14 protein-coding genes are annotated in these 18,609 nt (G+C 74.3%); 1 reads left to right on the forward strand and 13 read right to left on the reverse strand.

Annotation, left to right across the window (positions count from 1 at the left end):
- Positions 1 to 141 precede the first annotated feature (141 nt).
- From cobC to cobM, 6 genes are read right to left on the reverse strand one after another with little or no spacing between them, the layout of a single operon-like run.
- A complete protein-coding gene (cobC, locus tag GFH48_RS30395) occupies positions 142 to 1,248 on the reverse strand; it encodes an Rv2231c family pyridoxal phosphate-dependent protein CobC (protein ID WP_153291300.1) in 1,107 nt (368 codons plus the stop codon).
- Complete coding sequence (locus GFH48_RS30400; RefSeq protein WP_153291301.1) at positions 1,238 to 2,182, reverse strand: sirohydrochlorin chelatase; 945 nt, start codon at positions 2,180 to 2,182, stop codon at positions 1,238 to 1,240. Before GFH48_RS30400 ends, cobC begins: the two co-directional genes overlap by 11 nt.
- The gene (locus GFH48_RS30405; protein ID WP_153293187.1) at positions 2,179 to 2,781 is read right to left on the reverse strand and encodes a precorrin-8X methylmutase; all 603 of its coding nucleotides are present in this window, start codon (positions 2,779 to 2,781) and stop codon (positions 2,179 to 2,181) included. Before GFH48_RS30405 ends, GFH48_RS30400 begins: the two co-directional genes overlap by 4 nt.
- Positions 2,782 to 2,786: 5 nt before the next feature.
- Positions 2,787 to 4,508 (reverse strand): precorrin-3B C(17)-methyltransferase, encoded by a 1,722-nt coding sequence (gene cobJ, locus GFH48_RS30410; protein WP_153291302.1) that lies wholly within the window; start codon positions 4,506 to 4,508, stop codon positions 2,787 to 2,789.
- Positions 4,505 to 5,962, reverse strand: coding sequence for a precorrin-6y C5,15-methyltransferase (decarboxylating) subunit CbiE (gene cbiE, locus GFH48_RS30415; protein WP_153291303.1), 1,458 nt, complete (start codon positions 5,960 to 5,962; stop codon positions 4,505 to 4,507). The genes cobJ and cbiE overlap by 4 nt, the downstream gene beginning before the upstream one ends.
- Complete coding sequence (gene cobM / locus GFH48_RS30420) at positions 5,959 to 6,783, reverse strand: precorrin-4 C(11)-methyltransferase (RefSeq protein ID WP_153291304.1); 825 nt, start codon at positions 6,781 to 6,783, stop codon at positions 5,959 to 5,961. Before cobM ends, cbiE begins: the two co-directional genes overlap by 4 nt.
- Positions 6,784 to 6,901: 118 nt before the next feature.
- On the opposite strand from cobM, the gene GFH48_RS30425 reads away from it, so the two are divergent.
- The gene (locus GFH48_RS30425; protein WP_153291305.1) at positions 6,902 to 7,636 is read left to right on the forward strand and encodes a ZIP family metal transporter; all 735 of its coding nucleotides are present in this window, start codon (positions 6,902 to 6,904) and stop codon (positions 7,634 to 7,636) included.
- 11 nt (positions 7,637 to 7,647) lie between these two features.
- On the opposite strand, the gene cobI is transcribed toward GFH48_RS30425, so the two are convergent.
- From cobI to GFH48_RS30460, 7 genes are read right to left on the reverse strand one after another with little or no spacing between them, the layout of a single operon-like run.
- Complete coding sequence (gene cobI, locus GFH48_RS30430; RefSeq protein WP_153291306.1) at positions 7,648 to 8,379, reverse strand: precorrin-2 C(20)-methyltransferase; 732 nt, start codon at positions 8,377 to 8,379, stop codon at positions 7,648 to 7,650.
- Positions 8,376 to 9,806 (reverse strand): cobyrinate a,c-diamide synthase, encoded by a 1,431-nt coding sequence (locus GFH48_RS30435; RefSeq protein ID WP_153291307.1) that lies wholly within the window; start codon positions 9,804 to 9,806, stop codon positions 8,376 to 8,378. Before GFH48_RS30435 ends, cobI begins: the two co-directional genes overlap by 4 nt.
- Positions 9,800 to 10,408 carry a cob(I)yrinic acid a,c-diamide adenosyltransferase gene (gene cobO / locus GFH48_RS30440; protein WP_153291308.1) on the reverse strand — a complete coding sequence of 203 codons (609 nt, stop codon included), beginning with the start codon at positions 10,406 to 10,408 and terminating at the stop codon, positions 9,800 to 9,802. The genes GFH48_RS30435 and cobO overlap by 7 nt, the downstream gene beginning before the upstream one ends.
- Entirely contained in the window at positions 10,408 to 12,441 is a 2,034-nt protein-coding gene (locus GFH48_RS30445) for a putative cobaltochelatase (RefSeq protein ID WP_153291309.1), read from the reverse strand. Before GFH48_RS30445 ends, cobO begins: the two co-directional genes overlap by 1 nt.
- Complete coding sequence (gene cobN / locus GFH48_RS30450) at positions 12,438 to 16,091, reverse strand: cobaltochelatase subunit CobN (protein WP_153291310.1); 3,654 nt, start codon at positions 16,089 to 16,091, stop codon at positions 12,438 to 12,440. Before cobN ends, GFH48_RS30445 begins: the two co-directional genes overlap by 4 nt.
- Positions 16,088 to 17,596: a cobyric acid synthase gene (locus GFH48_RS30455; RefSeq protein ID WP_153291311.1), complete on the reverse strand. Its 1,509-nt coding sequence runs from the start codon at positions 17,594 to 17,596 to the stop codon at positions 16,088 to 16,090. Before GFH48_RS30455 ends, cobN begins: the two co-directional genes overlap by 4 nt.
- A complete protein-coding gene (locus tag GFH48_RS30460; protein WP_153291312.1) occupies positions 17,593 to 18,564 on the reverse strand; it encodes a cobalamin biosynthesis protein in 972 nt (323 codons plus the stop codon). Before GFH48_RS30460 ends, GFH48_RS30455 begins: the two co-directional genes overlap by 4 nt.
- Positions 18,565 to 18,609 lie beyond the last annotated feature (45 nt).

Genomic DNA, 18,609 nt, shown 5'->3' on the forward strand with positions numbered 1-18,609 from the left:
CACTGTCGGGCCGGGGGTTGGGTGCGGGTTGGTGGGGGTTGAGCGCGCAGTTCCCCGCGCCCCTCGCGGGACGGGGCTGCGCCCCTGTCCCTGGGGGTAGGGGCGGCGGGGGCGAGAAGGCATCCCCAGCCGCCCCGGAGGTCAGCGCCGTGTCCCCGTCATCGCTCGGTCCAGCGCTTGCAGGAATCCGTTGACGGTGGTCCGGTCCCGTACGGCCAGTCGGAGCCAGTCCTCCCCCAGGCCCGGGAACGTGTCCCCGCGCCGCACCGCGAATCCCAGCCCGCGCAACCGGTCCCGTACCGCGGGCGCCCGGGGCAGCCGCACCAGGACGAACGGACCGTCCGCGGGCTCCATGACCCGCAACCCGTCGGGTTCGAACTCCCTGAGCCCCGCGACCAGATGGGCCCGGTCCGCGGCGATCCGCCGGGCCGCGTGGCCGGCCTCCGCGAGCGCCCGGGACGACATGCAGACCTCGGCCGCGGCGAGCGCGGGCGTGGACACCGGCCACAGCGGCTGCGCCCGCGACAGCTCCACGATCGTCCCGGGATCGGAGAGGACGTAGCCGATCCGCAGCCCGGCCAGCCCCCACGTCTTCGTGAGGCTGCGCAGTACGACGAGGCCGGGCACGTCCGTCCGCCCGGCCAGCGCGTCGCGTTCGCCCGGCACCGCGTCCATGAACGCCTCGTCGACGACCAACGTCCGTCCGGGCCGGGCGAGTTCCACCAGCGAGGCGGCGGGGTGCAGCACCGACGTCGGGTTGGTCGGGTTTCCGATCACGACGAGGTCCGCGTCCTCGGGCACCGCCCCCGGATCGAGCCGGAAGCCGTTCTCCTCGCGCAGCAGCACACGGTCGACGGCGTGTCCGGCGTCCCGCAGTGCCGCCTCCGGCTCGGTGAACTGCGGGTGCACCACGACAGGCTGACGGAACTTCAGGCCACGGGCGAGCAGCACGAAGGCCTCGGCGACACCCGCGGTCAACAGCACCCGCTCCACCGGCAGTCCGTGCCGCGCCGCCACCGCGGCCCGCGCGACCCGCCCGTCCGGATACGCGGCGAGCCCGCCCAGCGAGGCGGCGATCCGCTCCCGCAGCCACACCGGAGGCGTGTCCGCGCGGACGTTCACCGCGAGGTCGGTGAGCGCCGAACCGCCGTCCCGTACCTCGGCGTCGCCGTGGTGCCGCAGATCGTGCGCGTCCGCCCCGGTGCCGTTCCCGTCGCGCCCCGGACCCCCGGCGTCGTCAGTGCGCATGGGAGGGGGAGTGGGCGGGACCACCATGGTGGTGCCCGTGGTGACCGTCGTGGTGGTGGCCGTCGTCGTCCGGATGGAAGTGCGGCTGCTGCGGCAGCCCCACCTTGTCCTCGAAGCCGGGCAGCGCGATGCGGTAGACGCAGGAGTCGCAGTTCATCCGCAGGTCCCCCCGCACGGCCTCCCGGTACCGCTCCATGACCAGGTCGAGCAGTTCCGGCTCCGGGCCGATGACGTCGGCCGAACGCACCTCGACGTCGGGGTGCGCCGCGGCCCAGCCCTCGGTCTGCTGCCGTACCCGCTCCGGCAGGATGCCGGTGAAGAGGAAGTAGGGCAGGACGACGATCCGGCGGGCGCCCAGCCGCACGCAGCGGTCCAGGCCCGACGGCACGTCCGGCGCGGCCAGCGACACGAACGCCGTCTCCACCCCGGCGTACCCGCGTCCCTCCCACAGCAGCCGCGCCGCCTTGTGCACCTCGGCGTTGGCGTCCGGGTCGGTGGAGCCCCGCCCGACGAGCAGCACGGTGACGTCGGCCCGGTCCGCGGGGGTGCGGACGGTGCCGCCGAGGACCTCGTCGAGCCGCCGTTCCAGGACGGCGAGCAGCGAGGGGTGCGGGCCCAGCGGACGCCCGTACGTGTAGGAGATCCCGGGGTGCCGCTCCTTCTCACGGGCCAGCGCGGCCGGGATGTCACCCTTGGCGTGCCCGGCGGACACCAGCATCAGCGGTACGGCGGCGAACCGGCGTACGCCCTGGTCGACCAGTTCGCCCACCGCTTCGGCGAGCGGCGGCGGCGACAGTTCGATGAAGCCGCCGGCGACGGGCAGTTCGGGGTGGCGGCGCCCCAACTCCCGTACGAAGGAACGGAAGGCCTCGGCTCCGGCCGCGTCCCGGGTGCCGTGTCCGGCGATGAGCAGGGCGGGGGGCGGGGTGGTCACGGTTTCTCCTTCGGTACGGGGTGGTACAGCAGGGCGTTGAGCGCGGCGGCGGCGACCGCCGAACCGCCCTTCTCGGACACGTTGCTGACAGCGGGCAGTCCGCTCTCGCGCAGCGCGGCCTTGGACTCGGCCGCGCCGACGAAGCCGACCGGCAGACCGATGACGAGCGCCGGATCGGCGTCCAGGGTGAGGAGCTCCTCCAGGGCGGTCGGCGCGCAGCCGATCACCCAGAGCGCGCCGGGCCCCACGTCCTCGTACGCGAGCCGGATCGCGTGGGCCGAACGGGTCAACCCCGGACCGGACTTGGCGTCCCTGAGGCGGCAGACGGTGGAGCGACGGGTGATTCCCGCCGCGACCATCTCCACGTCCACCACGACCGGTGCCCCGGCGTGCAGCGCGGTGTGCGCCGTGGCCAGGGTGCTCTCGTCGGTGACGAGGTCGCTCGCGTAGTCGAGGTCCGCCGCGGAGTGGACGACCCGTTCCACGACGGCACGGGTCAGCGGCGGGAAGTGCGAGGTGTCCAGGCGGGCGCGCAGCCGCCGGAAGGACTCCTGCTCGATGGGGTGGACGACCCGGGGCTCCGGGAAGACCTGGCTCACTCGGCTCACTTGGGCTCCTCCTGCCAGCGGTAGCCGCGGGGTGTCACCATGCGTCCGGCGATCTCGCGGGTCGCCGTGTTGCCCACGGTCACGACGGTCATCATGTCCACCGTCGCGGGATCGAGTCCCGCGAGAGTGGTGACGCGGCCGCTCTCGTCGGGGCGCGAGGCGTTGCGGACGACACCCACCGGCGTCGTCGGCTCCCGGTGCCCGGAGAGGATCGCGAGCGCCTTCGGGAGCTGCCAGTCGCGGCCCCGGCTGCGGGGGTTGTAGAACGTGACGACGATATCGGCCTCGGCCGCCGCCCGTACCCGCCGTTCGATGACCTCCCACGGGGTGTGGAGGTCGGAGAGGCTGATCGAGACGTGGTCGTGGCCGAGGGGCGCGCCGAGGATCGCCGCCGCCGCGAGCGCGGCGGTCACCCCGGGCACCCCGACGACGTCGATGTCGTCCGATGCCTCGGCCAGCGCGGGCGAGGCCATCGCGTACACGCCCGCGTCCCCGCTGCCGATCAGCGCGACGGCCTGTCCGCGCCGCGCCTCGGACACCGCCGTGCGCGCCCGTTCCTCCTCGGCTCCGAGCCCCGACTCCAGGATCCGCGTGCCGGGCCGCAGCAGGTCGCGGATCTGGTCGACGTACTGGTCGAGCCCGACGAGCACCGAGGCCCGCCGCAGTTCCTCCCTGGCCCGGGGGGTGAGCAGGTCCCGGGCGCCGGGGCCGAGCCCGACCACCGCCAGCCGGCCGCGCGCCGCACGGCGTACGACCGCCACGGTGGCCATGGCGGGCTGCCCGTCCGCCCGCGCCGACTTCCTTTTGGGGACGAGGAGTTCACCACCGCGTACCAGGGCCGCGGCCTCCGCCACGGACGGGGTGCCCACGGCGGCGAGCGGCGCGTCCGAGGGGTTCGGCACGTCGACCGCCGCCAACTCCCCGGCGGTGTACGTGACCAGGGGCACCCCGAGCCGCCCGGCGGCCGCGACGATGCCGGGCTCCTCGGCCTTGGCGTCGACGGTGGCGAGTTCGGCGACGGACCGCGCGGACAGTCCGGCGTCGCGCAGGGCGTCCTCGACGAGCCCGAGCACCTCGTCCACGGGGACGCCCTTCGAGGCGCCCACGCCGACGACGAGGGACGGCGGGCGGAGGATCACCAGGCGCTCGGCGGGTGCGACGGCCCGGTCGGTGACCCGGACCGTGAAGGCGCCCTCCGCCGCGAGCGGCAGTGCGGGCAACGGCCAGGCCGACTCGGCGTCCAGGCCGACGGGTTCGCCGTCCAGCAGGGCCCGGGTGACGCCGGCGACGTCCCCCTCCGCGGGGAGACCCAGCGTGTCGAGGCCGGGCATCCCCACCGCGTCCGTCGCCGTCGTCACCACCGGCTCGGCGCCGAGCAACTCGCCCACCTCGCGGGCCAGTTCGTTCGCGCCGCCGCCGTGTCCCCCGACGAGGGACACGGCGAAGCGCCCGGCCTCGTCGACACACACCACGCCGGGGTCGGTCCTCTTGTCGGCCAGCAGTGGCGCCACCAGCCGCACCACCGCGCCCGTGGCGAGGAAGCACACCAGCTGGTCGCACTCGGCGAAGGCGCGCCGCACGGCGTTCCCGAGGGACCCGCCGGACCCGGCGTCCGCGTCGCCGGACCCGTCGTACACGCGGGTACGAGCGGGCCAGGCCGCGGCCAGCCGGTCACGGGCAGCCGCGCCCGCCGCCGTGGCGGAAATCAGGCCGATCACTGGGGGACTCCTTCGGTACGGGCCGGAGGCCGGACGCCCCACAGCAGGAAGACGGGATTGGTGGCCGCGAGCCGGGTGACGTTCCCCGGCAGCGGCGCGAGCCGGGAGGACTGCAGGAGTACGCCGTCGCAGGCGAACCCGGCGGCGTCGAGCGCGTCCCGGACCGCAGGAACCCGGTCCAGCGCGGCCATGGCGACGACGACGGCCCGCCGGGCGCGCCGCGCGCAGACCGTCACGATGGCGGGCAGCTCGCGTCCTCCACCGCCGATGAAGACGGCGTCCGGATCCTCCAGATCGGACAGCACGGTCGGCGCCGCCCCGTGCACGACCCGCACGTCGACGCCGTGCGCCCCGGCGTTGGCCCGGATCCGGTCGCAGCCGTCCCGTGTCTTCTCGATCGCGGTGACGGCGGCACCGAACCGCGCGCACTCGACGGCGACGGACCCGGAGCCCGCCCCGACGTCCCAGACCAGGTCCCCGAGACGTGGCCCGAGCCGGGCCAGCGCGAGCGCCCGTACCTCGAACTTGCTGATCATCGAGTCGCGGTGCGCGAACTCGCTCTCGTCCAGGGCCCAGCGGTCGGGCCCGGCGGCCGGTCCCGCGACCGTCCGCACGGGAGCGAGGACACGCGACTCGTCCAGGCACAGGACGACGCTGACCGCCGTACCCCAGTCGCGGGCCGCGGCCTCGGCGGGCGTCACCTGCTCCACCCGTTCGTGCGCGGGGTCGCCCAGGGCGCTCGCCACGACGAGGACACGTGCGCCGGAGCGGTGGGCGAGCGCGGCGCCGAGTTCGGCGGGACCGGAGCCGGGGCCGGTCAGCACGGCCACCTTCGGACGGGACCGGCAGACGTGCACGGCCGTGCGCAGGTCCCGCCCGTGGGCGCTCACCACCACCGCGTCGTCCCAGGGCAGCCCGACCCGGGCGAAGGCGGTCGCGACGGACGAGACACCGGGCCGCACGTCCAGCCGCCGTGACCCGAACCGCTCGGCCAGCGCCCGCACGATGCCGAAGAACCCGGGATCACCGGAGGCGAGCACGACGACCCGGCCGCCCTGCTGCCCGTACGCCTCCTGCGCCCCACGACTCTCGTACGTCTCCTCCGCCCCGCGATCCTCGTACGTCTCCTGTGCCCCGCGATCCCCGTGCTGCCCGCGCGCCTCTCGTCCGCCGGGCTGCCCGGGCTCCTCGCACGCCCCGCCTTCCCCGCGCCCCGCCCGGGGCCCGTTCTCCGCCCTGTCCGTCTCCTCCGTCCCGTCCGCCTGGTCGAGGCATCGGGCGATGGCGTCGAGGGCGGGTGCGAGCGGCCCGAGGACGATCCGTTCCGCGCCCTCGGGCAGCCGTGCCGCCGCCAGGTGCCGGCGCGCGCCGACGACCAGCGCGGCCCCGGCCACGGCGGCCTCGGCGTCCGGTGGCAGCGGCGCCCCCGTCCCCGTACCGACGACGGTGATCACGACGTACTGCCGCGCCGTGCCGCACGCAGTTCCGCACGAGCCTGCGGGTCGGCCCTGCGGAAGCCGTGGAAGTGACCGGGGTGGTAGAGATGCGAGCGGGTGCCGCTCGCGTCGAGCGCCGGACCGACCAGGAACAGCGTGTGCTTCCAGAGCTTGTGCTCCTTGACCGTCTCCTCCAGCGTCCCGATCGTGCACCGGACGACCAGCTCCTCCGGCCAGGTCGCCTGGTACGCGACCACGACCGGTGTCGAGGTCGGGTAGCCGCCCTCCAGCAGCTCCCGTACCAGCTGGCCGCTGCGGGCCGCCGACAGGAACAGCGCCATGGTCGTCCCGTGCCGGGCGAACTCCCGGACCTCCTCACCGGGCGGCATCGGCGTCTTGCCGCCGCCGAGCCGGGTGAGGATCACGGACTGCGCGACCTCGGGAATCGTCAGCTCGCGCTGGGCGAGCGCGGCCACCGCGGAGAAGGACGAGACGCCGGGCACGATCTCGGTCTCGACGTCCAGGCCCGCGCACCGGTCGAGCTGCTCCTGCGTGCCGCCCCACAGGGCCGGGTCCCCGGAGTGGATCCGGGCCACCCGCAGGCCGTCGCGGGCGGCGCGCTCGTACACGGCGACGACGTCCTCGAGGGACATCGTCGCCGAGTCCAGGATCTCCGCGCCTTCGCGCGCGTGTTCGAGAACCTCGGCCTGCACCAGGCTGGCCGCCCAGATCACGACGTCGGCCTCGGCGATCGCACGCGCGGCGCGGAACGTCAGCAGGTCGGCGGCGCCGGGCCCGGCCCCGACGAAGGTCACCTTGCCGGTGGGGGCATCGGCCATGGGAATGGGTCCTCTCCTACGAAAACTCGGGTGCTGCGAAAAGATTTCGGCGGCCGGTCCGGTGGCCACCCGGCCGTTGGACATGCGGGACCGGGGCCTGATCGGATAGCAAGGGCCTATGGCGGTCCTCGTCGCGCTCGGCGCGTTCCTGATGACGCTGGCCGGCGGCTGGACGGCACAGCGGGTGACCGACCGCCGTCATCTGGTGCTCGGCCTGGCCGGTGGGCTGATGCTGGGCGTGGTCGGCCTCGACCTGCTGCCGGAGGCGCTGCGCGCGGCGGGCGGCGAGGTCTTCGGCGTACCGGCCGCCCTGCTGCTGTTCGTCGCCGGGTTCCTCCTCGCCCATTTGGTGGAACGGCTGCTGGCCGCCCGGCAGGCCGCGCACGGCGGCGAGGAATGCGCCGGCCGGGCGCCGGAGGTGGGCCTGACGGCCGCTGCCGCGATGGTCGGGCACAGCGCCATGGACGGCGTCGCGATCGGCGCCGCCTTCCAGGTGGGCGGCGGTATGGGCCTGGCGGTCGCCCTCGCGGTGGTCGCGCACGACTTCGCGGACGGCTTCAACACCTACACGATCACCAGCCTGTACGGGAACGCGCGCCGCAAGGCGATCGCCATGCTGTTCGCCGACGCGGCGGCGCCGGTCGTCGGAGCCGCCTCCACGCTCTTCGTCACCATCCCGGTGAAACTGCTCGGCGGCTATCTCGGCCTCTTCGGCGGCGTACTGCTGTACCTCGCCGCCGCCGAGATCCTGCCCGAGGCGCACCACGAGCACCCGGCCCGCTCGACCCTGCTCTTCACGGTCGGCGGCGCCGCCTTCATCTGGCTGGTGGTGGGCCTCGCCGGAGCCGGATGATCTCTCGCGGCTCACAGTTTCCCGCCGCGTCCGCCGTCCCGCCGGGCGGGCGCGATGAGCGTGGAGAGATACGGCAGCGGCTCGCCGTCCAGGTCCGCGGCGGGCCGGATCGACTCACCCTCCAGGCCGAGCGCCGAACCCCACACCGCGTCGTCGATCCGCCCGGTCTCCCGCAGCGCGCGGGCGACCTCGTGCGCCTGCCGTCCGAACTTGTACGCGACGACCGTGCCGGGCCCGTTCAGGGCGTCCTTGAGCACGGCGGCCCCGGCGGTCACCGGCACCAGGGTGAGCGGCTCGGTCCCCTCCGTGAGCACCGCCCCGGAGCGGGCGGCGAGGTCCTGCATCGCGGTGATGCCGGGCACGGTCTCGATCTCCGTCCCCGGCACGAGCGCGCCGATGGTGTGCGCGAGATAGGTGAAGGTCGAGTACACGTTGGGGTCGCCGATGGTCGCGAAGGCGACGGTCGTGTGCCGCCCCAGCAGCTCCGCGACCCGCGCGCCCGCGGCGTCCCAGGCCGCCTCGCGGCGGGTGCGGTCGGTCCGCTCGTTGAGCGCGAACACGACCCGCAGGACCTTCTCCGCGGGCACGTAGTGCAGCACGGTCGCCTCGGCGCGCCCGCGTTCCCCGGTGTCCATGACGGGCACCACGACCACCTCGGCGGCACGCAGCGCGTTGACGCCCTTGACGGTCACCAGCTCCGGGTCCCCCGGGCCGACGCCGACTCCGATCAGCTTGCTGCTCATGACGTCAGACACCTCTCCACGAACCGACGGGCGACACCGGGGACGGACGCCCAGTGCGTGTGCAGATAACTCGCGTGCACGCCTCGCTGTACGAAACCCTCGACGCGTGATCGCGGGGCACGCACGCCCCAGGCGGGAGCGGCCCCGGCGCCGGGCTCGACGACCGTCCGGTGGAACTCGTGCCCGCGCATCCGGGTACCGGCCGCGGCGAGCACGCTGTCGGACACGGCCACGGCGTCCCGGTAGCCCAGGGTGAGCCGTTCGTCCATCCGGGCCGTGGCGTCGAGCACCCCGCACATCGGCCGGCCGTCGAGCTCGCGCGAGAGATACAGCAGTCCGGCGCATTCGGCGGCGACGGGCGCCCCGCCGAACGCCAGCTCGGCCACGGCCTTGCGCAACGGCTCGTTGGCGGACAGCTCGGACGCGTACACCTCCGGGAACCCGCCGCCGATGACCAACCCGCCGGTTCCCTCGGGCAGTCGCTCGTCCCGCAGCGGATCGAAGACGACGACCTCGGCCCCGGCGGCGGCGAGCAGCTCGGCGTGCTCGGCGTAGGAGAAGGTGAAGGCGGCCCCTCCGGCGACAGCGACGCGCGGCGCCCGCGACGGCCCGGTGCCGCGCTCTCCCGCCCCGGCCGGCGCCCGGTCGGTCCGGCCGTCCGGCGTCCGGGGACAGGGGGGCACGGAGGCCACGGCCCCGGCCGCGTCCCACGCCGCACCGGACAGCTCACCCGCACCGCACGCCAACGCGAACAGCGCGTCGAGATCGCACCCGTGCCGCACCTGCGCGGCCATCGACGCCACGGCGTCCACGGCGTCCGCGCGCCGCTCGGCGACAGGCACCAGCCCCAGGTGCCGGGAAGGCGTGTCCACCTGCGCGGTACGCCGCAGGGCGCCGAGCACCGGCACCCCCGACGCGTCCAGCGCCTCCCGGAGCATCTCCTCGTGCCGGTCGGACCCCACCTTGTTGAGGATCACCCCCGCCACCCGCACCCCGGGGTCCCAGGAGGCGAACCCGTGCACCAGCGCGGCCACGGACCGCGACTGCGACGAGGCGTCGACGACCAGCACCACCGGCGCCCGCAACAGCTTCGCCACCTGCGCCGTGGACGCGAGGTCGCCCTGCCCGGCCGCCCCGTCGTACAGCCCCATCACGCCCTCGACGACGGCGAGATCGCATCCCCGCGCCCCGTGCGCGAACAGCGGCGCGATCAACTCCGTACCGCACAGGTACGCGTCGAGGTTGCGCCCCGCGCGCCCGGTCGCGAGCGCGTGGTAGCCCGGGTCGATGTAGTCGGGCCCCACCTTGTGCGGGGACACGGCGAGCCCCCGCGCGGTGAAGGCCGCCATCAGCCCCGTGGCGACAGTGGTCTTGCCGCTGCCGGACGAGGGCGCGGCGATGACCAGCCGGGGGACGGACGTCACCACTCGATGCCCCTCTGGCCCTTCTGGCCGGCGTCCATCGGATGCTTGACCTTCGACATGTCGGTGACGAGATCGGCGGCCCCGACCAGCTTCTCGGGGGCGTTGCGCCCGGTGATCACGACATGCTGGGTCCCGGGCCGGTCGCGAAGCACCGCGACCACCTCGTCGACGTCCACCCAGCCCCAGTGCATGGGGTACGCGAACTCGTCGAGGACGTACAGCCGGTACGTCTCGGCCGCGAGGTCCCGCTTGACCTGCTCCCAGCCCTCGCGGGCCTTCTCCTCGTTGGTCGAGTTGTCACCCTGGAGGCCGCGCTGCACCCAGGACCAGCCCTCGCCCATCTTGTGCCAGGCGACGGAGCCGCCCTCACCGCTGGCGCCCAGCACCCGCAGCGCGTTCTCCTCGCCGACCTTCCACTTCGCCGACTTGACGAACTGGAACACCCCGATGGGCCACCCCTGGTTCCAGGCACGCAGCGCGAGCCCGAAGGCGGCGGTCGACTTCCCCTTGCCCACGCCGGTGTGCACCACGAGCAGCGGCCGGTTGCGCCGCTGACGGGTCGTCAGTCCGTCGTCCGGTACGACACTTGGCTGTCCCTGCGGCATTACGCGGCCCTCCTCGAAGTCCCCTGCACCTCGCGCACGAGCCCGGCGATCGAATCGGCCCGCAGCTCGTCCAGCGTCACCGCCGACCCGCCCAGCTCGTCCGCGAGCCGCCCCGCGAGCCCGAGCCGCACCGGCCCCGCCTCGCAGTCGACGACCACGGAGGCGAGCCCGCCGGCCGCGAACAGCCGCGCCGCGCGCCCCGCGAGCGCGACCGGTTCGGGCCCGCCGGTGGCCCGCCCGTCGGTCACCACGACGACCAGGGGCCGTCGCGTCGCGTCCCGCAGCCGCTCGACCCGCAGCACCTCGTGCGCGCGCAGCAGCCCGGCCGCGAGCGGCGTCCGCCCGCCCGTGGGCAGCGACTCCAGGCGTGCCGCGGCCGCGTCCACCGAGGACGTGGGCGGCAGCGCGACCTCGGCGGCGGAGCCGCGGAAGGTCACCAGACCGACCTTGTCCCGCCGCTGGTAGGCGTCGAGCAGCAGGGACAGCACCGCACCCTTCACGGCGCCCATCCGCTGCCGCGCCGCCATCGACCCGGAGGCGTCCACCACGAACAGCACGAGGTTGCCCTCCCGCCCCTCACGGGTGGCCTGGCGCAGATCGTCCCGTCGTACGACCAGACCGGGACCCGAGCGTCCACGCGCCCGCTGGTGCGGCGCCGCCGCCAGCACGGTCGCCGCCAGGTGCAGCTTGGTGAGCGTGCCCCGCGGCCGTCGCGAGCCGGTCGTCCGGCCGTGCTCGGTCCGCGCCCGGGAACGCCGGCCCGCCGCGCCCTCGCCGAGACCGGGGACGCTCAGCACCTTCGTCCGGAAGGGTTCGGCGGCGCGGACCGGGGACCGCTCACCGGAGCCCGGCGCGTCCGGCGCCCGCTCGTCCTGCGAGGGCTCGCCCCGCGCCGGGACGTCACCGGCGGGCGACTCGCCGTCCGGGCCGTCCTGCGGCGGCTGCCCGCCCCCGCCGGGCCCGTCCGGATCCGGGTTCGGGTCGCCGTCGGGGCGCGCGTCGGGGTCGGGGTCGTCGTCGGAACCGCCGAACTCCTCCAGCGTCTCGTCGAGTTTGTCCTCGTCGAGTCCCGGAGCGTCGAAGGGGTTGCGCCGGCGCCGGTGGGGCAGCGCGAGCAGCGCCGCCTGCCGCACGTCCTCGGGCAGCACCTCGGTGCGCCCCGCCCAGGCGGCCAGCGCGGTCGCGGTCCGGGCCATCACGATGTCGGCCCGCATACCGTCCACCTCGAACGCGGCACAGGTCGCCGCGATCTGCCGCAGTGCCGCGTCCCCGAGCCGCACCGACGGCAACAGCCCGCGCGCCGCCGCGATCCGCGCCCGCACCGCGGACTCCTCGTCGGCCCAGCGCGCCGCGAAGCCGTCCGGGTCGTCGTCGTAGGCGAGCCTGCGCCGGACGACCTCGACCCGCTGGTCGGGCTCCCGGGAGGCCGCGACCTCGACGGTCAGCCCGAACCGGTCGAGCAACTGCGGCCGCAGTTCGCCCTCTTCGGGGTTCATGGTCCCCACCAGCAGGAAGCGCGCCGCGTGCCGTACGGAGACACCTTCGCGCTCCACGTACGAGGCGCCCATCGCCGCCGCGTCCAGCAGCAGGTCGACGAGGTGGTCGTGGAGGAGGTTGACCTCGTCCACGTACAGGATCCCGCGGTGCGCGTCGGCCAGCAGGCCCGGCTCGAAGGCCTTCACGCCCTCAGCGAGCGCCCGCTCGATGTCGAGGGCGCCGACGAGCCGGTCCTCGGAGGCACCGACGGGCAGTTCGACCGTACGGGCCGGGCGCGACACGTAGGGGCCGCCGTCGTGCGGCCCGTCCGGGCACGCGGGGTCCGGGGCGTCCGGATCGCACGAGAACCGGCACCCGGCGACGACGTCCACCTCGGGCATGAGCACGGAGAGGGCGCGCACGGCCGTGGACTTGGCGGTGCCCTTCTCGCCGCGGACCAGCACACCGCCCACCGCCGGTGACACGGCGTTCAGCAGCAGCGCGAGCCGCAGGTCGTCCTGGCCGACCACGGCCGTGAACGGGAACGGGGTACTCACTGGTCGTCGCCCTCCAAGTCGCCTTCGAGCTCCAGATAGGTCGCGCGCAGCCGCTCCAGCGTGTCCGCGTCCGGCTCGGCCCACAGCCCCCGGTCGGCGGCCTCCAGGAGCCGTTCGGTGATCCCGCGCAGCGCCCACGGGTTGGACTTCTTCATGAAGTCCTGGTTCTCCGCGTCGAAGACGTACTCCGCGCTGAGCTTCTCGTACATCCAGTCGTCCACCACCCCGGCCGTGGCGTCGTAGCCGAAGAGGTAGTCGACGGTCGCCGCCATCTCGAAGGCCCCCTTGTAGCCGTGCCGCCGCATCGCCGCCATCCAGCGCGGGTTGACCACCCGGGCGCGGAAGACCCGGTGCGTCTCCTCGCCGAGCGTGCGGGTCCTGACCTGGTCCGGCACGGCCGAGTCGCCGACGTACGCCTCCGGGCTCGCCCCCGTCAGATGGCGCACCATGGCCACCATGCCGCCGTGGTACTGGAAGTAGTCGTCCGCGTCGACGAGATCGTGCTCACGGGTGTCCACGTTCTTCGCCGCCACCGCGATGCGCCGGAACGCGGTCTCCATGTCGCCGCGCGCCGCCCGGCCGTCCAGACCGCGCCCGTAGGCGTAGCCGCCCCACACCGCGTACACCTCGGCGAGGTCCGCGTCGGAGCGCCAGTTGCGGGCGTCGATCAGCGGCAGCAGGCCGGCCCCGTAGGCACCCGGCTTGGAGCCGAAGATGCGCGAGGTGGCGCGCCGCCGGTCGCCGTGTGCGGCGGTGTCCTCGTCGGCGTGCGCGCGGACGTGGTTGAGGTCGGCCGGCTCGTCCAGCTCCGCCACCGCCCGCACCGCGTCGTCGATGAGGCCGACCACGTGCGGGAACGCGTCCCGGAAGAAACCGGAGATGCGCACCGTGACGTCGATGCGCGGCCGGCCCAGCTCGTCGAGGGGGACGATCTCGAAGCCGGTCACCCGGCGGGAGGCGTCGTCCCAGACCGGGCGGCAGCCAAGCAGCGCCAGGATCTCCGCGATGTCGTCGCCCTGGGTGCGCATCGCGGACGTGCCCCAGACCGTCAGACCCACGGACTTCGGGTACGCCCCGGTGTCCTGGAGGTAACGCTGCACCAGCGAGTCGGCGAGCGACTGCCCGACCTCCCAACTGAGCCGGGAGGGAATCGCCTTGGGGTCGACCGAGTAGAAGTTGCGGCCGGTCGGCAGGACGTTCACCAGACCGCGGGTCGGCGACCCCGACGGACCGGCCGGAACGTAACCGCCGTCCAGGGCACGCAGGATGTGGGTGATCTCGTCCGTCGTCCGGGCCAGCCGCGGCACGACCTCGCGGCAGGCGAAGTCCAGCACCGCGACGGCGTCCGGGAGTTCGGTGCCCAGCACCTCGCGCACCAGAGCGGGCACGGCCGCGCCGTCCCAGCCGCGTTCCTCCATGCCCTCGGCCGCGCGGCGGCACAGCTGCTCCAGCAGGTCGATCGCGTCGGCGCCCGTCCGCGCCGGGCCCCCGACGAGGTCCGTCAGCTCCACCGGAACCTTCACCGGCGCGCCGGGCTCGCTCAGCAGCTCCTTCTCGGACAGGCCGAAGTGCCCGGCGAGAGCGGCCCGCAGCCCCGGCAGCGCGTTCGCGGCGCCACCCCACACCTGGGAGGCGCGCAGCACGGCCAGGACCAGGTTGACACGCGGCTCGGCCTCCGGGCCGCCGCCCAGGATGTGCAGGCCGTCCCTGATCTGCACGTCCTTGATCTCGCAGAGATAGCCGTCGATGTGCATCACGAACGCGTCGAAGTCGCCGTCGTCCGGCTGGTCGTCGACGTGCAGGTCGTGATGGAGCTCGGCCGCCTTCACCAGCGTCCAGATCTGCGCGCGGACCGCCGGGGCCTTCGTCGGGTCCAGGTCCGAGACGAGGGCGTACTCGTCGAGGAGCTGCTCCAGCTTGGCGAGGTCGCCGTAGGTGTCCGCGCGTGCCATCGGCGGCACCAGGTGGTCGACGACGGTGGCGTGCCCGCGCCGCTTGGCCTGGGTGCCCTCGCCCGGGTCGTTGACGATGAAGGGGTAGACGAGCGGGAGTTCACCGAGCACGGCGTCGGGCGCGCAGCCACCGCTGAGCCCGAGCCCCTTGCCGGGCAGCCACTCCATCGTGCCGTGCTTGCCCATGTGCACGACGGCGTCCGCGCCGAAACTGTTCTCCAGCCAGCGATAGGCCGCCATGTAGTGGTGCGACGGCGGCATGTCGGGGTCGTGATAGATCGCGATCGGGTTCTCGCCGAAACCGCGGGGCGGCTGGATCATCACGACGACGTTCCCGAACCGCAGGGACGCCAGGACGATGTCGTCGCCGTCCACGTACAGGTTGCCCGGCGGTTCGCCCCACGCCTCCAGCATGCCGTCCCGCAACCCGGGGTCGAGCCGGTCGAACCACGCGCGGTAGTCGGCGAGCGGCACCCGCGCCGGTGCGGAGGCCAGCTGCTCCTCGGTGAGCCATTCGACGTCATGGCCACCGGCGGCGATGAGACGGTGAATCAACTCGTCGCCGTTGTCCGGGTATTCGGTGAGGGCGTAGCCGGCGTCCCGCAGCGCGTCCAGCACCCGCACGGCCGAGGCGGGCGTGTCGAGGCCCACCGCGTTGCCGACCCGCGAGTGCTTGGTCGGGTACGCGGTGAAGACGAGCGCGAGCTTCTTCTCGGCGTTCGGCTTGTGCCTCAACCGGGCGTGCCGTACGGCGATTCCGGCGACGCGCGCGGCCCGTTCGGGATCGGCCACGTACACCGGGACGTCGTCGGGGCCCTGCTCCTTGAAGGAGAACGGCACGGTGATGAGCCGCCCGTCGAACTCCGGGATGGCGACCTGCATCGCCGCGTCCATGGGGGAGAGGGCGGCGTCCGACTCGTCCCAGGCCCGCTTCGACGAGGTGAGGCAGAGCCCCTGCAGCACGGGGATGTCGAGGTCGGCGAGGGCGCCGATGTCCCAGGCCTCGTCGTCGCCGCCCGCGGACGCCTCCGAGGCGTGTGTGCCGCCCGCCGCGAGCACGGTGGCGACCAGCGTGTCGGTCCTGCCGAGGATGTCGTAGAGACCGCTGTCGGCGCCGCGCAGTGAACCGCAGTACACGGCGAGGGCGTTGGCGCCGCGTGCCTCGACGGCGTCGCACAGCGTGTCGACGAAGGCGGTGTTCCCGGCCAGTTGGTGGGCGCGGTAGAAGAGCACCCCGACGGTCGGGCGGCCCTCGATGAAGACCCGCTCGCCGTGGACGCCGTACTCGGGCATCGCGCGGGGCTCCTCGAAGCCCTCACCGGTGAGCAGCACGGTGTCGGAGAGGAACCGGGCCAGCTCGGTGAGGTTCTCCGGCCCGCCCTCGACCAGATAGCGCAGCGCCTCGGCCACCACACCGGCCGGCACCGACGAATCGGCCATCAACTCGGCGTCGGGGACGGTCTCGCCGCCGAGGAGCACGGTCGGGATTCCGGACGCCTTGAGGACGGCGAGCCCGTCCTCCCAGGCACGCTTGCCGCCCAGCAGCCGGACGACGGCGACGTCCGCGCCCTCGACGAGCCGGGGGAGTTCCTCGCCCACCTCCACCCGGGTCGGGTTGCCGATCCGGTACGGGGCGCCGGAGGCCCGGGCCGCCAGCAGATCGGTGTCGGCGGTCGACAACAACAACACTGTGCTCATGCGGGCGCTCCCGGTGGAATGAAGGGCAGTCCTTGCGGCGCGCCCGACTCGATGAGCCGCCACAGCGCGTCCGTGTCCGCGTGTTCCTCGATCAGATCGCCGAGCCGGTCGAGCTGCTCCTCGCGCAGCGCCCCGAACGACGTGTCGGCGGCGGGTACGAAGCGGCGGCCCGCGGCGGCCGCCACCTCGCGCAGAAAGGCACGCCGGAAGCCGTCCGACTCCAGCGAGCCGTGCCAGTGGGTACCCCAGACGGCGCCCACACGGCACCCGTCCAGGAAGGGGTCGCCACCGGTCACCTCGGCGACGCCGTGATGGATCTCGTACCCCTCGACGTGTTCGCCGAGCGCCTCGCCGGCCGGGCGCGTGAGGGTCTTCTCGCGCGCGAACCGCACGCGCACCGGCAGCAGTCCGAGGCCGTCGACGGCGCCCGCCCTGGACTCCACCTCGTCCTCGATGTGTTCACCGAGGATCTGGAAGCCGCCGCAGATGCCGAGCACGGGCCGGCCCTCGCGGGCCCTGCGCAGGACGGCCTCCGCGAGTCCGCGTTCCCGCAGCCACCGCAGCGCCGCCACCGTCCCCCGGGTCCCGGGCACGATGACGAGGTCGGCGTCGGCGAGTTCCGCGGCCCGGTCCACGAACCGTACGACGACGCCGGGTTCGGCGGCCAGCGCGTCCACGTCCGTGAAGTTGGACATCAGCGGGACCGCGCAGACCGCGACGCGCAGGACGTCCTCGCCGACCGGCCCGGCGACCGCGGACTCCCGTACGGCGCCCCGCAAGGAGACGCGCAGGCCGTCCTCCTCGTCGATCCCGAGGCCGTGCCGGAAGGGCAGCACCCCGTACGTACGGCGTCCGGTGAGGTCCTTGAGCATGTCGAGTCCGGGCTCCAGCAGGGACACATCACCCCGGAACTTGTTGACCAGGAATCCGGCGACGAACTCCTGGTCCTCGCGGGACAGCAGCGCGACCGTCCCGAAGAACGAGGCGAACACACCGCCGCGGTCGATGTCGCCGACGACGAGCACCGGCAGCCGCGCGTTGCGCGCGATCCCCATGTTCACGATGTCGGTCCGCCGCAGGTTGATCTCGGCAGGACTGCCGGCCCCCTCACAGATCACCGCGTCATATGTGCCCCGCAACTCGGCGAGGCAGTCCAGCACGGTGCCCAGGAGCTGTTGCTGCCGGCCGCCGTGGTAGCCGCGGGCGGTCATCTCGCCCACCGGTCTGCCCATGAGCACGACCTGACTGCTCCGGTCGCTGCCCGGCTTCAGCAGCACGGGGTTCATGAGGGCGGTCGGTTCCACGCGGGCGGCCTGCGCCTGCATGGCCTGGGCGCGCCCGATCTCGGCGCCCTCGCGGGTCACGAAGGAGTTCAAGGACATGTTCTGCGCCTTGAAGGGCGCGACCTTGACGCCCTGCCGCACCAGCCACCGGCAGATCCCGGCGGTCACGACGCTCTTGCCGGCGTCGGAGGTGGTTCCGGCGACGAGGAGACCGCCGCTCATGTCGTACGCCCTTTCGTGAGGGGGCCCCTGGCGATCAGCCGCCCGGCCAGCAGTCGTCCCGCGGCACTCGCGCCCAGGGCGAGCCAGCCGACGCGCCGTGACAGCCGTACGGCCCGTTCGATGTCGCCGACGCGCACGGCGCGCCCGCCGTCGTTGAGGACGGGCCGGTGCTCGATCCGGCCGGAGTACGAGAGGGGCCCGCCGAGCCGCACCCCGAGCGATCCGGCGAACGAGGCTTCCACGGGACCGGCGTTGGGGCTCGGGTGCCGGCGGGCGTCGGCGCGCCAGGCGCGCACCGCCCCGCGCGGGTCGTCGCCGGCGACGGTGGCGAGCGCCGCGGTCAGCCGCGCTCCCGGCCAGCCCGCGACGTCGTCGAGCCGCGCGGAAGCCCAGCCGTACCGCAGGTACTTGGCGGATCTGTGCCCGACCATGGCGTCGAGCGTGTTCACGGCGCGGAAGGCGACCAGTCCGGGCACACCGCCGACCGCTCCCCACACCAGGGCGCCCACCACGGCGTCGGAGGTGTTCTCGGCGACCGACTCGACGACGGCCCGCGCGATGCCGTCGCGGTCCAGCGCCTGGGGGTCGCGCCCGCACAGGTGCGGCAGCCGTGCGCGGGCGGCCTCGACGTCACCGGTGCCGAGCGCGGCACCGATCGCCCGCGCCTCACGCCCGAGGGAGGTGCCCCCGACGACGGCCCAAGTGGCGGCGGCGGTCAGGGCGATGGACGCGGTACGGGAACGGCGTGCGCAGCGGCTCGCCAGCGCGGCCAGCGCACCGGCGCCCCCGACGCAGACGCTGGTGTGCAGCGCTCCCCATCCGCGGTGGTCCCGCCACAGCATCCGCTCCACGGCTCCCGCGGCCCGCCCGAACGCGGCGACCGGATGACCCCGGCGGGGGTCGCCGAGCAGCAGGTCGCCGAGGAGGCCGGTGGCGGCGCCGTACGCGAAGACGCGATCGGCACGCACGGGGTCAGCCGGCCGTGGGGTGAAGTGGAACCCTCGTACTCATCA

This window comes from Streptomyces fagopyri, from assembly GCF_009498275.1.
Taxonomy (GTDB): Bacteria; Actinomycetota; Actinomycetes; order Streptomycetales; family Streptomycetaceae; genus Streptomyces; species Streptomyces fagopyri.

Coding starts and splice junctions, on each gene's coding strand:
- cobC (WP_153291300.1), bottom strand. CDS start 1,248: ATGCGCACTGACGACGCCGGGGGTCCGGGGCGCGACGGGAACGGCACC.
- cobM (WP_153291304.1), bottom strand. CDS start 6,783: ATGGCCGATGCCCCCACCGGCAAGGTGACCTTCGTCGGGGCCGGGCCC.
- GFH48_RS30425 (WP_153291305.1), top strand. CDS start 6,902: ATGGCGGTCCTCGTCGCGCTCGGCGCGTTCCTGATGACGCTGGCCGGC.
- cobI (WP_153291306.1), bottom strand. CDS start 8,379: ATGAGCAGCAAGCTGATCGGAGTCGGCGTCGGCCCGGGGGACCCGGAG.
- cobO (WP_153291308.1), bottom strand. CDS start 10,408: ATGCCGCAGGGACAGCCAAGTGTCGTACCGGACGACGGACTGACGACC.
- cobN (WP_153291310.1), bottom strand. CDS start 16,091: ATGAGCACAGTGTTGTTGTTGTCGACCGCCGACACCGATCTGCTGGCG.
- GFH48_RS30455 (WP_153291311.1), bottom strand. CDS start 17,596: ATGAGCGGCGGTCTCCTCGTCGCCGGAACCACCTCCGACGCCGGCAAG.